The organism is Kushneria sp. EE4, assembly GCF_977968315.1.
In genome coordinates this window covers 3,300,435-3,315,988 of record NZ_OZ386212.1, presented here as the reverse complement: position 1 = coordinate 3,315,988, position 15,554 = coordinate 3,300,435, and the positions used below count along the sequence as shown (strand labels likewise).

At 66.7% G+C, this 15,554-nt stretch carries 8 protein-coding genes; 7 read left to right on the top strand and 1 reads right to left on the bottom strand.

Annotation, left to right across the window (positions count from 1 at the left end; translation table 11 throughout):
• The first annotated feature begins 20 nt into the window (after positions 1-20).
• Genes ACXMYO_RS14965 through ACXMYO_RS14945 form a run of 5 tightly spaced genes read left to right on the top strand, consistent with a single transcriptional unit; the run spans position 21 to position 4,533 of the window.
• Entirely contained in the window at positions 21-1,049 is a 1,029-nt protein-coding gene (locus ACXMYO_RS14965) for an ABC transporter substrate-binding protein (protein WP_457809306.1), read from the top strand.
• A 1-nt stretch (position 1,050) separates the two neighbouring features.
• On the top strand, positions 1,051-1,875 hold the full coding sequence (locus ACXMYO_RS14960; protein WP_457809305.1) for an ABC transporter permease: 825 nt from the start codon (positions 1,051-1,053) through the stop codon (positions 1,873-1,875).
• A complete protein-coding gene (locus tag ACXMYO_RS14955; RefSeq protein ID WP_457809304.1) occupies positions 1,872-2,690 on the top strand; it encodes an ABC transporter permease in 819 nt (272 codons plus the stop codon). The genes ACXMYO_RS14960 and ACXMYO_RS14955 overlap by 4 nt, the downstream gene beginning before the upstream one ends.
• On the top strand, positions 2,687-3,724 hold the full coding sequence (locus ACXMYO_RS14950; RefSeq protein WP_457809303.1) for an ABC transporter ATP-binding protein: 1,038 nt from the start codon (positions 2,687-2,689) through the stop codon (positions 3,722-3,724). The genes ACXMYO_RS14955 and ACXMYO_RS14950 overlap by 4 nt, the downstream gene beginning before the upstream one ends.
• Entirely contained in the window at positions 3,718-4,533 is an 816-nt protein-coding gene (locus tag ACXMYO_RS14945; protein ID WP_457809302.1) for a phosphodiesterase, read from the top strand. The genes ACXMYO_RS14950 and ACXMYO_RS14945 overlap by 7 nt, the downstream gene beginning before the upstream one ends.
• A 29-nt stretch (positions 4,534-4,562) precedes the next feature.
• Here the strand turns inward: ACXMYO_RS14945 and ACXMYO_RS14940 are convergent, their stop codons facing one another.
• Positions 4,563-5,414: a LysR family transcriptional regulator gene (locus ACXMYO_RS14940; protein WP_457809301.1), complete on the bottom strand. Its 852-nt coding sequence runs from the start codon at positions 5,412-5,414 to the stop codon at positions 4,563-4,565.
• 106 nt (positions 5,415-5,520) lie between these two features.
• On the opposite strand from ACXMYO_RS14940, the gene ACXMYO_RS14935 reads away from it, so the two are divergent.
• Together ACXMYO_RS14935 and ACXMYO_RS14930 are read left to right on the top strand one after the other, a co-directional pair.
• Positions 5,521-6,270 carry an NAD(P)H-dependent oxidoreductase gene (locus ACXMYO_RS14935; protein WP_457809300.1) on the top strand — a complete coding sequence of 250 codons (750 nt, stop codon included), beginning with the start codon at positions 5,521-5,523 and terminating at the stop codon, positions 6,268-6,270.
• Between the two features lie 372 nt (positions 6,271-6,642).
• Positions 6,643-15,441 carry a GH36-type glycosyl hydrolase domain-containing protein gene (locus ACXMYO_RS14930; RefSeq protein ID WP_457809299.1) on the top strand — a complete coding sequence of 2,933 codons (8,799 nt, stop codon included), beginning with the start codon at positions 6,643-6,645 and terminating at the stop codon, positions 15,439-15,441.
• The last annotated feature ends 113 nt before the right edge of the window (positions 15,442-15,554 follow it).

Below are 15,554 nucleotides of genomic sequence, written 5' to 3'. Positions count from 1 at the left end.
ACCCCCCGAGGAACACCCCCATGTCACTGCGACTGACACACACCCTGCGCACCGCCACACTCGCCCTGGGCCTGACCGGCGCGGCGCTGGCCTCCTTTCAGGCTCAGGCGAGCGATACCGCCATCTGCTACAACTGCCCGCCGCAGTGGGCCGACTGGGGCACCCAGTTAAAGGCCATCAATGAGGACACCGGCATTCGCGTGCCGCAGGACAACAAGAACTCCGGTCAGGCGCTGGCCTCACTGACCGCCGAGAAGGGCAACCCGGTGGCCGATGTGGTCTATTACGGGGTGACGTTTGGTATCCAGGCCGCCGAGCAGGATCTGACCACGCCCTATCAGCCGGCGCACTGGGATGACATTCCTGACGGTCTCAAGGACCCGGAAGGCCGCTGGTTTGCCATCCACTCCGGCACGCTGGGTTTTATGGTCAACGTCGATGCGCTGGGCGACACGCCGGTGCCGCAGTCCTGGAATGACCTGCTCAAACCCGAATATCGCGGCATGGTGGGCTATCTCGACCCCGCCTCGGCGTTTGTCGGCTATGTCGGCGCCGTTGCCGTCAACGGCGCGCTGGGCGGCAGCCTGGATGACTTCACACCGGCCCTTGAGTGGTTTGAAACGCTTCAGGACAACGACCCCATCGTGCCCAAACAGACCGCCTACGCTCGCGTTCTCTCCGGCGAGATTCCGATTCTGCTCGACTACGACTTCAACGCCTATCGCGCCCGCTATGATGACAAGGCCAACGTTGAGTTCGTGATTCCTGACGAGGGCACCATCACCGTGCCCTACGTGATGAGCCTGGTGGCCAACGGTCCGCATGCCGAGGCCGGTCAGAAAGTGCTCGACTACGTGCTCTCCGACAAGGGTCAGGCCATCTGGGCCAATGCCTATCTGCGGCCGGTACGCCCGGAAGCCGCCTCCGAACAAGCGCAGGCGAAATTCCTGCCGGAAAGCGACTACGCCCGCGCCGAGACCGTCGACTACGGCCACATGGCCGAGGTGCAGCGTGATTTTGCCAACCGCTACGCTCGCGAGGTGAACTGAGATGGGGCGACGTGTCTGGCTGATCATTGCCGCGCCCGCCGCCGCTCTGTTTATCGCCTTCTGGCTGTTACCGATGGTGAAGCTGGCAGGGCTGGGCGCTGCGACCCCACATGGCATGGACGCCTCGGCCTACTGGCTGGTCGTCACCGAGCCGCGCTACTGGCAGAGCCTGGCCAATACGGTCGCGTTGTCACTGGCCGCCTCGCTGGTCACCCTGATCATCGCCCTGCCCGCCAGCCGCTTTCTGGCCCGCCATCCGGCCTTCCCCGGGCGGCGGCTTTTAATGTCGCTGCTGCTCTTTCCGCTTGCCTTCCCGGGCGTGGTGGTCGGCTTTCTGGTGATCCTGACCACCGGGCGTCAGGGCGTGCTCAATACGCTGTCAAAAGCGCTCTCCGGGGAAACGATGGTGCTGGCCTATGGCATGGCGGGGCTTTTTATCGGCTATCTCTACTTTTTGCTGCCGCGCACCATCGGCGTGCTGATCACGGCGGTCGAAGGAATCGATCAACAGTGGCTGGAGGCCGCCCGCACCCTGGGGGCCGGTGCCTGGCGACGCTTTGTCGATATCGAACTGCCGGCGCTGACCGGGGCGCTCACGGCTGCCGGTGCCATGTGCTTTGCCACCGCCATGGGCGCCTTTGGCACGGTATTTACGCTGGGCACCCGCATCGACGTGCTGCCCATGACGATTTATAACGAGTTCACCAACTATGCCAATATCCCGGTCGCCGCGGCGCTGTCCGTGGTGCTGGGGCTCGCCACCTGGGCGGTGCTGTACGGTGCCAACACCCTGGCAGCGCGAACCGGCACCGGGAGGCTGACATGACACCCTCACGCTGGGACACGCGCCTGGGCCTGACCGTCACGCTGGCCATCGCGGCCTTTCTGATCGGCCCGATCGTGCTGTCGGTGATGGCCGGGCTGACCCGCAACTACCTTGTCGGTCTCGAAAGCGGCCTGACCCTTGAGTGGGTCGTGCAGGTCTGGGAGCTCTATGCCGACACCATCTGGCGCTCCTGGGGCGTGGCGCTGGCAACCCTTGCCATCACCACGCTGGTGGGCGTGCCGGTCGCCTGGGTGCTGACCCTGTTTCCCGGACGGCTATCCCGATTGCTCGAAGAGCTTTTGACCCTGCCGGTGGCGGTGCCGGGCCTCGCCACGGCGCTGGCACTGATCGTCTCGTGGGGCAGCGTGAGCTGGCTGCGCGCCAACGTGATGTTCATCGTGGTCGGTCACGTGCTTTTCACCCTGCCGTTCATGGTGCGCGCCGTTCGCGCCGGCATGCAGGGCGGCAATCTGGTGGTGCTCGATGAGGCCGCGGCTACCCTGGGCGCCAGCCGGCGCCAGCGCTTTTTCGACATTATCGTGCCCGCCGCCCGCGGCGGCATCGTCACCGGGGCGCTGACTGTGGTCACGCTCTCGATCGGCGAATTCAACCTGACCTGGCTTTTGCACACGCCGCTGACCAAAACGCTGCCGGTGGGCCTGGCCGACAGCTACGCCTCGATGCGCCTTGAAGTCGCCTCGGCCTACACCCTTGTGTTTCTACTGATGCTGCTGCCGCTGATGGTCGGCATGCAGTGGCTGGCCGGGCGCTCGAAAAAACCCGGCAACATCGCCCTGACAGGATCTGCCTCATGAATGACGCCCTCTCGATCACTTTAAAAGGTTGTGCCAAGACCTGGCCTGACGGCACCCGCGCCCTGAAACCGCTCGATCTCGACGTGCGCGCCGGGGAAACCCTGGCGCTGCTGGGGCCGTCGGGCTGTGGCAAGACCACGCTGCTGCGCCTGATCTGTGGCCTGGAGCAAAGCGATGCCGGCGGCGTGATCCGCTTTGGCGAAGATGACGTCACCCACGTCGCGCCCGAATCGCGCGGTGTCGGCGTGGTGTTCCAGGGCTACGCCCTGTTTCCCAACATGAGTGTGGCGGACAACGTCGACTACGGCTTGAAGATTCGCGGCATCGACGCCGCCACACGACGCGCTCGCGTGGCCGAGATGCTCAGACTGGTCGAGCTTGAAGCGCTGGCCGAGCGGGGCATCGATCAGCTCTCCGGCGGCCAGCGCCAGCGGGTGGCCCTGGCGCGCGCGATTGCCATCGAACCTCGCGTGCTGCTGCTGGATGAGCCGCTGACCGCGCTGGACGCGCGACTGCGCCAGCAGCTGCAGGTGGATCTCTCTGCGCTGCTGCGCCGGCTCGGCATCACCTGTGTCATCGTCACCCACGATCAGGAAGAAGCCATGATGCTGGGCGACCGGGTCGCGGTGATGTCGGCCGGCCATCTCGAGCAGCTCGACCGGCCGGAGGCGCTCTATCGCGCGCCGGCGTCCGAGTTTGTCGCCGAGTTTCTGGGCACGCGCTGCACTCTGAGGGGGCCATTGATCAGCGCCTATCTATCGGGCGTCACGGGTGACAGCGTCAGCTTTCGGCCCCACGAGGTCAGCCTGCACGGCGACGGTCGCGGTCTGCCCTGTGAAGTGGTTCAGCGCTTTTATCTGGGCGATCACATCCGCTATGAGCTCACGCTGGCCGACGGCCAGCGCTTTACCGCCCGCGCCGCGCCGGACACGGCCTGGCAGCCGGGCGCGCGGCTTTCAGCGACCTTTTTTGATGCCCGCCCGACCCATGATGCCACCCGCCCCTGCTCTGCCGACGAGGACATTCCATGCTGATCGCCCAGATTACCGACCTGCACCTGCGCATGCCGGGGCAGAAGGCCTACCGCGTGGTGGCCACCGACCGCCACCTGCCGCCAGCCATTGCCGCACTCAACGCGCTCGACCCGCGGCCTGACGTGGTACTGATCACCGGCGACCTGACCGATTTCGGCCGGCCTGATGAGTACGCCGCCCTGCGTGAACAGCTCAAGGCGCTGGCGCTGCCCTGGTACGTCATCCCCGGCAACCACGATGCGCGCGGCGCGCTTCGCGAGGCCTTTCCCGACCACACGTATCTGGGCCGGACAGGGTTTATGCACTACACCCTGGAGGATCACCCGGTGCGCCTGATCGGCCTGGACACCCTGGTCCCCGGCGAGGGCCGCGGCGAGCTGTGTCGCGAGCGCCTGGACTGGCTCGCCGAGCGGCTTGCAGAGCAGCCCGAGCGGCCCACGCTGCTGTTCATGCACCACCCGCCCTTTGCCACCGGTATCGGCCACATGGATGCCCAGGGGCTGACCGGCGCCCGCGAACTGGCCGCGCTGGTGCGCGACTATCCCAATATCGAGCGCCTCATCTGCGGTCACGTGCACCGCACCATCTTTTGCCGCTTCGGCGGCACCATTGCCAGCTGCTGCCCCAGCACTGCGCATCAGGTGGCGCTGGATCTGCGCGTCCCCGGCGACGCCGCCTTCGTGATGGAGCCGCCGGGCTATCATCTACACCTCTGGCGCGACGGCGAACTCATCACCCACGCCGGCGTGATCGGCGAGCATGACGGGCCCTGGCCGTTTCACGACGCGGGCGGGCTGATCGATGAGTAACGGCGCTTCCCCTCGGACGCGGTGATCGGCTACTCGAACCGTACACGGCCAATCAGCATTTCAAACAGGGCACCAATGCTGGCAGTCCGTCGAATATCCGGATGGGTCAGCAGCCACACGCCGGTTTCCAGCTCAGGGATGGGACCGCCGACACGCACCAGACCTTCCATTGTCTCGGCGAGATAGCAGGGCAATACGCCCTGCCCCAGACCTGCCTGCACAGCCATGGCCATGCCGAGGGTCGAGTCCGGCCGGAAGCTGACCTGCTCATCGACACCCCAGGCTTTAATCCATTTTTCAAGCGAACGATAGGCCATCGACGCATCCGGCCCCACCCAAGGGATTGATTCATCCGTCCCCTTGTCGATCGAGACATAAACGGCCTGACGCAGCCGCCCCAGCTCTCTACCCGTCAGTGTCTCGGGTGGGTGGTCAGTGGGGCGTAATGCGACGTCGGCATCGCGCCGGGTGAGGTTATGCAACTCGGCCGAGGTCGTCGTCTCGATCATGAGGCCAGGGTGAGCGTGACGAAATTCGGCCAGTACTGGCATCAATACATGGGCCAGCAGGGCATCTGTGGTGGTAATACGCAACGTGCCGGTCAGAGCGGTGTCGCTGTCCATCAGCGCACGCTCGGCGCCGGCCACGGCAAGATGCATCTGCCGGGCCGTCGCTGCGATCATTTCGCCGATGGGGGTCGCCACGTACCCACTGCCGTGGCGCTCGAAGCATTGGGTGCCCGCACGCGCTTCAAGGGCACCTAGACGCCGAAAGATCGTGGCGTGGTTGACTCCCAGCCGACGGGCGGCTCCCGAGAGCGAGCCCGATTCCACAATGGCAAGTACGAGACGGTAATCGTCCCATTTGAGCGTCGCGCTCATAAGGCACCTGTGCGTTCTTGCAAACCCGGCTTGCGGTTTTTGGGAATTTCCCCTGGTTTCTGCACAACCTACTGTAGCGATTCCTGCCACGTTACGGACGCTCTCCATGAAAGTTCTGATTGTTCACTGCCATCCCGAACCAAAATCCTTTAACGCCGCGCTGACAGATACCGCGATCGAGACGCTGGAACACGCTGGTCATGAAGTTCTTGTCAGTGATCTCTACGCCGAGAAATTTGAGCCCGTCGAAGGCCCCGGTCGCTACGCCACCCGCCGCGAACCGTCATATTTTCAGGCGCTGGACGAGCAGCGCTGGCACTACGAGGGCGATGCCCTCGCAGCCGATGTCAGCCGAGAAATCGCGCGTCTGACATGGGCGCAGACGGTGATCTTTCAGTTTCCACTGTGGTGGCATGGGGTACCGGCGATGCTCAAGGGCTGGTTTGATCGCGTCTTCGTGTACGGTGGTCTCTACACCGGCAGCCGCCGATTCGATCGCGGCCCGCTCAGCGGCCGGCGCGCGCTCTGCTCGGTGACCACCGGTGCACCGGAAGCGACTTTCGGCCCGTTGGGTCGCAGCGGCGATATCGCCACCCTCATGTGGCCGCTGCACTGCTCGCTCTACTACGTCGGACTATCGGTGCTGGTGCCTCAGCTGACGTACGGCGTTCAGGGCGGCGGACTGAGCTATCAACAGGAAGCGGGCTTTCGTGCCCATCTCGAGAAGGAGAAAATGCGCTGGGCAACGCGCGTTCAAACGCTGAGCGAAGAACGACCCATTCCCATGAGCGGCTGGGCGGATTGGGACGAGGCCGGTGTTTTGAAAAACGACCACCCACTTCGCTTTCGAATATAAATTAACGTTTCTCGCCAACCGCACCGGCGCGAACCATACTGCACAGGACGACCTGTCCGGATTCGCGTCAGGCGCGTGTCTCTCCCCGCCGCTTCTTTTCCCGGCCCACGCGCTTTTCCCTGACGCGACGCCTCTCACCTCGTTCACCATGCCGCTTGCCGGCCGCGCTGATCTCGACAGTGCGGCCGGCCGGTGACGGCGTGGTGAGGCTCTGGCCGAACACGCAGCGCGCAACCCGCGTTCGTGCCGGCCCCATTCTCGTGCCTTCACGAGAAGGAGAACGACGATGGTTCGATGTTGTCCTGTGGCAGGTCGTTGCGACCGGCTGATGCTGTCCGGACACAGCGCTGGGCTTTTCCCGGCGGTGGGGTCATGACCCTCTGGCAGCGGTTCACCAACAGGCACTCGTCCCCGCGTCCGCCATGGGACGCCGTGGAGCCGGTGCGCGAAGAGCTCTTTGGCCCGGAGCGACTCGAGCAGCACGCCGAAAGCCTGGCAGCGGCGCAGCCGATCACCGAGCGTCCGCCGGGGGTGATGCCGCTCTATCAGCGCCTTGCCGACAACATCACAGCGCTCGGTGCGACCCATCACCGCCTGAGCGTTGACGCCGCCCATCGCCGCGATACCGTGCCCGCCGCCGAGTGGCTGCTGGATCACTACAACCACGTTGAAAAGCACGTCAGCGATATTCGCCGCGACCTGCCACCGGGCTACTACCGCCAGCTGCCCAAGCTCGCCGACGGCCCGTTTGCCGGCTATCCGCGGGTGTTCGGGCTGACCTGGGCCTACATCGCCCATACCGACAGCCGCTTCGATGCCCCGACATTGATTCGTTTTCTCGAGGCCTATCAGCGCGTCGAAGTGCTGACCCTGGGGGAACTGTGGGCAGTGGCGATCTCGCTGCGGCTGGTGCTGGTGGAAAATATCCGCCGTCTGGCCGATCAGATCGTGGGCGCGCGCGATGCCCGCAACGCCGCCGATGCGCTGTGCGAGCGGATGCTCAGCCCCGACACCGACAGCAGCCGGGCGCTGGCCGAGGTGGACCCGCACGCCCTCGGCGCCTTTGCCGAGCACTTCTACGCCCAGCTGGCCAAGCGCCTGCGCGATCAGGACCCGGGCCGCTCGCCGGCACTTTACTGGCTGGAACAGCAGATGACGCGGCTGGAGACCACCACCGCGACCGTGGTCCAGAACGCCCATCACCGGCAGGGCGCCTCGAACATCAGTGTGCGCAATGCCATCACCAGCCTGCGCCACATTGCCGATTTTGACTGGGCCGCGCTGGTGGAGCAGGTCAGTCTGGTGGATCGCTGCCTGCGCGAGCAGGGTCGGTTCGGCGAGATGGATTTCGCCACGCGCGACCGCTATCGCAACGCCATCGAACAGCTCGCCCGCGGCGCCGGCTGCGACGAACTCACCGTGGCCCGCCGCGCCCGCGATGCCGCCGGTACACCCTCAGCCGGCGGCACCTCCTCAGCCGGCGGGGCATCATCCGTCGACGGCATACCGCCGGCCTCCGAGACCCTCGATGCCCGGGCCATCCGCCGCGCAGACCCCGGTTACTATCTGATCGATGAGGGCCGCCCCGGCTTCGAACGCGACCTGGGCTTTCGCCCGCCGCCCGCACTGCGGCTTCGCCGGCTGGTGCTCGGGATGGGCCTTGCCGGCTACGCCGGGGCCTGCTGGCTGCTCACCGCAGCGATTTTAATGCTGGCGTGGTGGGGGCTCATGTCGGCCGGACTGGTCTCGGGGTGGGCCTGGGTATGGCTGGCGCTGATGGTGCTGCCCGCCAACGATATCGCCATGTCGCTGATCAACCGCATGCTGGGCATGGGGGTGGGCGGCGAGGCGCTGCCGGGGCTGGCGCTGGAACACGGCGTGCCCGACTCGCTTAAAACCATGGTCGTGATGCCTGCCATGCTCGGCGGGGACGACGAGGTGGCCGAGCTGGTCGAACGTCTGGAGGTGCACTATCTCACCGGCAACGGCGGCGCGCTGACCTTTGCGCTGCTGCTCGACGGGCTCGATGCCGACACCGCCGAAACCCCCGATGACGCCCGCCGTCTGCAGCTGGCGTGGAACGCCGTGGCCGCACTCAATCGCCGGCACGGCCCCGGCCCGGACGGGCCGCGCTTCGTGCTGCTCTACCGGTGGCGTCAGTACAATCCGGGCGAAGGCAAATTCATGGGCTGGGAGCGCAAGCGCGGCAAGCTGGCCGAGCTCAACCGGCTGCTACGCGGCGCCACCGACACCTCCTTCGCAGCCGTAGGGGGCCGGGCGCCCTGGGTGCCGACTGGGGTCCGATACGTGGTCACGCTCGACAGCGACACCCGCCTGCCGCGGGACACCATCGCGCGGCTGGTCGGCAAGATGGCGCATCCGCTCAGCCAGCCGGTCCTCGATGACACCGGCCGCGTTACCCACGGCCACGCCATTTTGCAGCCACGCGTCACGCCCTCGCTGTCCATCGGCCGCGAAGGGTCGCGCTATCAGCGTCTTTTCTCCGCCCCCGGTGGCCTTGATGTCTACAGCGCCGCGGTCTCGGATCTCTATCAGGATCTTTTCGGTGAGGGGTCGTTTGCGGGCAAGGGCATCTACGCCGTGGACGCTGTCGAGCGCGCCCTCAAGGGCCGCATTCCCGAAAACAGCCTGCTCAGTCATGACCTGCTCGAGGGGATTTTTGCCCGCGCAGGGCTGGCCTCGGACGTCGAGGTGGTCGAGGCGGAGCCGGAACGTTACGACGTGGCCGCCCGCCGCCAGCACCGCTGGGTGCGCGGTGACTGGCAGCTGCTGCCTTGGGTGGTGGGCAAGGGCGCCGACCGACGCGCACTGGGCGCCGTGGGCTGCTGGAAGATCGTGGATAACCTGCGCCGCTCGCTGCTGGCGCCGAGCCTGTTTGCCGCCTTCGCGGTCTGTGCGGCATTCAAGGTGCCGGTGGCGTTTGTGGCGCTCATGCTGACGCTGGCCGCGCTGGTCATTCCGGCCCTTTTGCCGATCAGCTTCGCGCTCAAGCCGCGCCATTACGACGGCGACTGGCGCCATCACCGGCGAACGCTGGCCCGCGATCTGGCCCTGGAGACCGGTCGCTGCCTGTTGAATGTCGCCCTGCTGGCCAATCAGGCCTGGCAGATGATCGACGCCATCACCCGCTCGCTCTATCGCGTCTATGTCTCCCGAAAGCATCTGCTTGAATGGACCACCGCCGCCGCCCTCAGGGACCGCCAGCTTGGCATGGCAACCCTTGCCCGCGAGATGGCCGGTGGCATGCTGTTCGCCTTTGGCGTGGTGCTGGTGCTGGCGCTGTTTGAAACGCCGGGCTGGGCATTGCTGCTGCCGCTGCTGGCGGCCTGGCTTGCCGCCCCACTGGTGGCACTGTGGACCAGCCGCGCCCCCGGCGACACCACCGACAATCTCAAACTCGATACCCGCCAGTCGCGCACGCTGCGCCATATCGCCCGCCGCACCTGGCAGTTTTTTGAAACCTTTGTCACGTCTGCCTCGAACGCGCTGCCGCCGGACAACTTTCAGCTCGACCCCGAGCCGGTCATCGCCGAGCGCACCTCACCCACCAATATCGGGCTCTACCTGCTCGCCTGCGTAGCGGCGCGGGATTTCGCCTGGATCGGCACCCGCGGCGCCGTCGAGCGGCTGGAGGCGACCTTTGACACGCTGGATTCGCTCGAGCGCTGCCGGGGCCATCTCTACAACTGGTACGACACCGCAACGCTTGCCCCGCTGGAGCCACGCTACGTCTCGGCGGTGGACAGCGGCAACCTTGCCGGCCACCTGATCGCGATGGCCAACGCCTGCGAAGCGTGGATCGACGAGCCTTGTGTCGCCAACCCGCGTGACGGCCTGATCGATACGCTGCATCTCTTTTACGAAGACACCGAGCTTGACCGGACGCTGCCCGGGGCAACAAAAACCCGACTGCTTACCGAGCTGCAGGCCCTGATCGCACGCCTTGAGGGCGTCTCGACCCGGCGCGACAGCACCGCTGACGTGCGCTGCTCGCTGGCAAGCTGGCGTGTGCTGCTGGCCAGGCCCCCTCATGCCGCGGCCGGCGCCTCGAAAGACACCGCCGCGCAACACGATGATCCGGGCGTGGCGCTTGAACCGGAGGTTTCGGAAAACGACGGCGTCGATGACCTGACCCGACGCGCGACTCCGGCGTACTGGCTGACCTGTCTGGAGCGCTGTCTTGACGAGCACGAGGCCGATGTCGAGACCGCACCGTCTCTTGGCGCGCGCCTGCGCGAGCTGGCCCGGCGCGCCCGCACTCTGACCCACGAGATGGACTTTGCCTTTTTGCTGGTCGCCGAGCGCAAGCTGATGTCGATCGGCTACGCCCCGCGCGAGGATCGACTCGATGAGGGCTGCTACGACCTGCTGGCCTCGGAAGCGCGACTGGCAAGCCTGATCGGCATTGCCAAGGGCGATCTGCCCACCCGCCACTGGTTCCGGCTGGGCCGGGCGGTGAGCCCACAGCCCGACGGCGTAGTGCTGATGTCGTGGTCAGGCTCGATGTTTGAGTACCTGATGCCGTCACTGGTGATGCGCGCGCCGCGCGACAGCCTGCTTGAGCAGACCAACCGGCTGGTGGTGGCGTGTCAGCGTGACTACGCCAGACAGCGCGGCGAGCCCTGGGGCATTTCGGAGTCGGCCTATAACGCGCGCGACCTTGAGGCCAACTATCAGTACTCCAACTTCGGCGTGCCCTCGCTCGGGCTCAAGCGCGGGCTGGCCGAGAGCTTTGTGCTCGCCCCCTACGCCACGGCACTGGCGGCAATGGTCGCCCCGCGCGCGGCGATCGACAACTTTGCACGCCTGCGTGAACTGGGCGCCGAGGGCCGCTACGGCTTTTTCGATGCCATCGACTTCACCCCGACGCGCCTGCCGATGGACCGCCACTTTGTGGTGGTGCGCAACGTCATGGCCCACCATCAGGGCATGACCGTGGTGGCCATCGCCAATGCCCTGCTGGGCGGGCGGCTTCGCACCCATTTTCATGCCGAGCCGATGATCCAGGCCAGCGAGCTGCTGCTCCACGAACGCCTGCCGCGCGAGGTGGCAACGCTGCCCTCCCCCAACGACACCGACCCGGTCATCACCGTCGATGAGCCGCCGATCGAGGCTGCGGTGCGCCGTCTGACCGGCAGGCCGTCCGCCCCGCCGGTGACGCATCTGCTCTCCAACGGGCGCTACACGGTGATGCTCACCGACGCCGGGGCAGGCTTCAGCCGCTGGGGGAAACTGGCGATCACGCGCTGGCGTGAGGACCCGACCACGGATGACTGGGGCAGCTTTATCGCCCTGCGCGACCGGGAGACCGGACAGCGCTGGTTCGCCGGCGGCCCGCGCGAGATAACCGATGACCACGCCCGGCATGAGCACGCCACGCATGAGGTCGAGTTCGCCGAGGATCACGCCCGCTTCGTGCGCCATGCGGCGACGTTTACCACCACGCTCGAGGTGCGGGTCTCCGGCGAGGACAACGCCGAGATCAGACGGGTGAGTGTGACCAACAACGGCGAGCGCGAGGCCACCATCGAGCTGACCTCCTACGCCGAGCTGGTACTGACCACGCCGGCCACTGACGATGCCCATCCGGCGTTTGCCAAAATGTTCGTCGAGACCGCTACCCTTCCCGAGTATCAGGCGCTGACGGCCACCCGCCGCCATCGCGACCCTCATGAGGCGCCGATCTGGGTGGGGCACTTTATGCGGATCGACGACACCAGCCGCGAGACGCCGCACGAGGCCGAGCGGGCCGGTGACGACGCCCCGCCCCGACGGTTTCGCTTCGAGACGGATCGCGCCCGATTCCTGGGCCGCGGCCGCACGCTGGCCACGGCAGCCGCCCTGTGTGACGCGCCGTTTGATGGCGCCGAGCCGATGCATGACGGGCGCACCGGCGCGGTGCTCGACCCGATCTTCTCTCTGCGCCATGTGGTCTCCATCGCGCCGGGCCACGTTGCCCACGTCGACTTCTGGACCGTGGTCGCTGACAGCCGCGACAGTCTGGTCGCGCTGATCGATCGCCACCACGACGCCGGCGCGTTTGAGCGGGCCAGAACGATGGCCTGGACGCAGGCGCAGGTGCAGCTGCGCCATCTGGATATCGCCCTGGACGAGGCCGCCGACTTCCAGCGCCTGGCCGCGCCGATTCTCTATCACGACGCACGCTTTCGCGCCCCGGAAGCCACGCTGTTGCGCGGGCTCTCGAAACAGTCCGATCTCTGGTCGATGGGCATCTCGGGCGATCTGCCGATCGTGGTACTGCACCTGGCCGACACCGAGGAGATCGGCTGGGTGGAGACCCTGCTGCGCGCCCGCGAGTACTGGATGGCCAAGGGCCTCGGGGTCGATCTGGTGATTCTCAACGAGCGTTCGCACTCCTATCTCCAGGAGCTTCAGGACGCCATCGACATCGCCGTGCGCACCCACTGCTCGCCGCCGCACGACGGCCACGACCCGGCGCTGGGCACGGTCATCTCCCTGCGCGGGCATCAGCTGAGCCCGGCCGCGCGGGATCTGGTGCTGGCCGTGGCCCGCGTGGTGCTGCGCGCCCACAAGGGGCCGCTGCATCGCCAGCTCGCCACGCTGCTGGCCGGCGACGAGCCGCTGACCCTCGAGCACACGCCGGTTGAGGCCACGCCGATCGATGTCACACCGGCCGAAGACGCCCCGGTCGAGCGCGCCCCGGCCCATCCCGAACGGGAGAGTCTCGACAGATTTGACAAAGGGACGCTCGAGTTTTTCAACGGCACCGGCGGCTTTGCCAGCGATGGGCGAGAGTACGTCTGTGTCCTCGATGACGGTGCCACCACGCCGCAGCCCTGGATCAACGTCATCGCCAACCCGGGCTTTGGCTTTCAGGTCTCCGCCGAGGGCAGCAGCTACGTCTGGGCGGACAACAGCCGCGACAACCAGCTCACGCCCTGGTCCAACGATGCGGTCAGCGACCCCTCCGGCGAGGTGATCTATATCCAGGACGCCGACAGCGGCGCCATCGACACCGTCACCGCCGCGCCGTATCGCCCCGGCCGCGAGCACTCGCGCTTTGTGGCCCGCCACGGCTTCGGCGTCAGCCGCTTTGAGCACGACACGCAGGCGCTTGCGATGACGCTGGTGCAGTTCGTGCCGCTTGAAGACCCGGTCAAGATCTCGCAGCTCACCCTGACCAACCGCACACAGGCTCCGCAGCGACTGATCATCACCCATTACGCCAGCTGGGTGATGGGCAACGCCCGCGCCAAAAACGCGCCCTGCCTGATCTCCGAGCACGACGGTGAGACCGGGGCGCTGTTGATGCGCAACCCGTGGAACATGGCCTTCCCGGATCGGGTCGGCTTTGTTGATCTGGACGCGCGCCAGCACGCGTTCACCGCCGATCGCGGCGAGTTTCTCGGCACCGGGACGCTGGCCGAGCCCGAAGCGCTCTCCGGGCGCCAGCAACTCAGTGGCCGGGCCGGCGCCGGGGTGGATCCCTGTACGGTGCTGCAGTGCACGCTGACACTGGAACCCGGTGAGACCGTCACCCTGGCCGCCCTGCTGGGCCTGGCCGGTGATGCGGATACCGCGCGCTCACTGATCGCGCGCTACCGAAAGGCGGATCTAACCGTCGAGCTGACGGCCGTGGAAGACTACTGGCGCACGCTGCACGGCGCGCTTCAGATACAGACCCCCGACCGCGCCATGGATGTGATGGTCAACGGCTGGCTGACCTATCAGACGCTGGCGTGTCGCGTGGTGGCCCGCTCGGCGTTTTATCAGGCCAGCGGCGCCTACGGCTTTCGCGACCAGCTTCAGGACGGCATGGCGCTGACCTTCGCCCAGCCCGAACTGGCACGCCACCACCTGCTGCGCGCCGCCGGGCGTCAGTTCATCGAAGGCGATGTGCAACACTGGTGGCTGCCGCACTCCGGCCAGGGCGTGCGCACCCGCATTGCCGATGACCGGGTGTGGCTGGCGTTTGCCACCGCAAGCTATGTGCAAAGCGCAGGCGACCCCGCCGTGCTCGATGAATCGGTCGGGTTTCTGGAAGCCCCGCCGCTGGTGGCCGGCGCGCATGACGACTTCTCCCAGCCGGCGACGGCCGACGAGACCGCCCCGCTTTATGAGCACTGCGTGCGGGCGCTCGAACAGGCGCTCGAGCAGTTCGGCGAACACGGGCTGCCGCTGATCGGCACCGGCGACTGGAACGACGGCTTCAACCGGGTCGGGGAAGGCGGCCGCGGCGAGAGCGTCTGGCTGGGCTGGATGCTGCTGCGCACGCTGGCCCTGTTTGACCCGCTAATCACGCCCCGCGACCCTCAACGCGCCGCGCGCTGGCGCGAGCGCTCCGAGACGCTTCGAGAGGCGCTGGAGACCCACGCCTGGGACGGCGCCTGGTATCGTCGCGCCACCTTTGATGACGGCGAGTGGATGGGCGCCAAAGAGAGCCTCGAGTGCCGGATCGATTCGATCGCCCAGTCCTGGGCGGTGCTCTCCGGCGGTGCCGACCCGGCGCGGGCCGAGCAGGCGATGGCCTCGGTCTCGGAGCATCTGATCGATGAAGACAACGGCCTGGCACTGCTGTTCACCCCGCCCTTTAACAAAAGCGCTCAGGAGCCCGGCTATATCAAGGGCTACCCGCCGGGGCTGCGTGAAAACGGCGGGCAGTACACCCACGCCGCCACCTGGTCGATTCTCGCCTTTGCCCGGCTGGGTCAGGCCGACCGGGCGCATCGGCTCTTCTCGCTGATTAACCCGATCAACCACGCGCTGACCGATGAGGCGGTCGAGCGCTACCGCGTCGAGCCCTACGTGATCGCCGCGGATGTCTACTCCGAGCCGCCGCATACGGGCCACGGCGGCTGGACCTGGTACACCGGCTCCGCCGGCTGGTTCTATCAGGCCGGCGTGAACGGCATTCTCGGCATCCGCCGCGAAGGGCGCGAGCTGATCGTCGCCCCCGCCATTCCCGACCACTGGCCGGGCTATTCCGCCACCGTCGAGCTGGAAGGCAGCCGCGTGACGATTCGCGTTGAGCGGGTTGAGGCCGGCGAGACGGCGGGTATTACGCTGGATGGAGAGCGGCTGAAGGGTGCTGAAGAAGCAAGGGTGGCGCTGGATGGGCAGGCGCATGAGCTGGTGGTGCGTCTGGAGAGAAAGGCAGAGGTGATCTGATGCGTCTCGTCCGGCCTCATGGCTGCCGCTGGCGCAAGCCGGCGGCGGCCATGGACCGAATGATGGCGCTAAACGCCGGACTCAAGGGACGGGCAAAGGCTCAAGCAACGGCG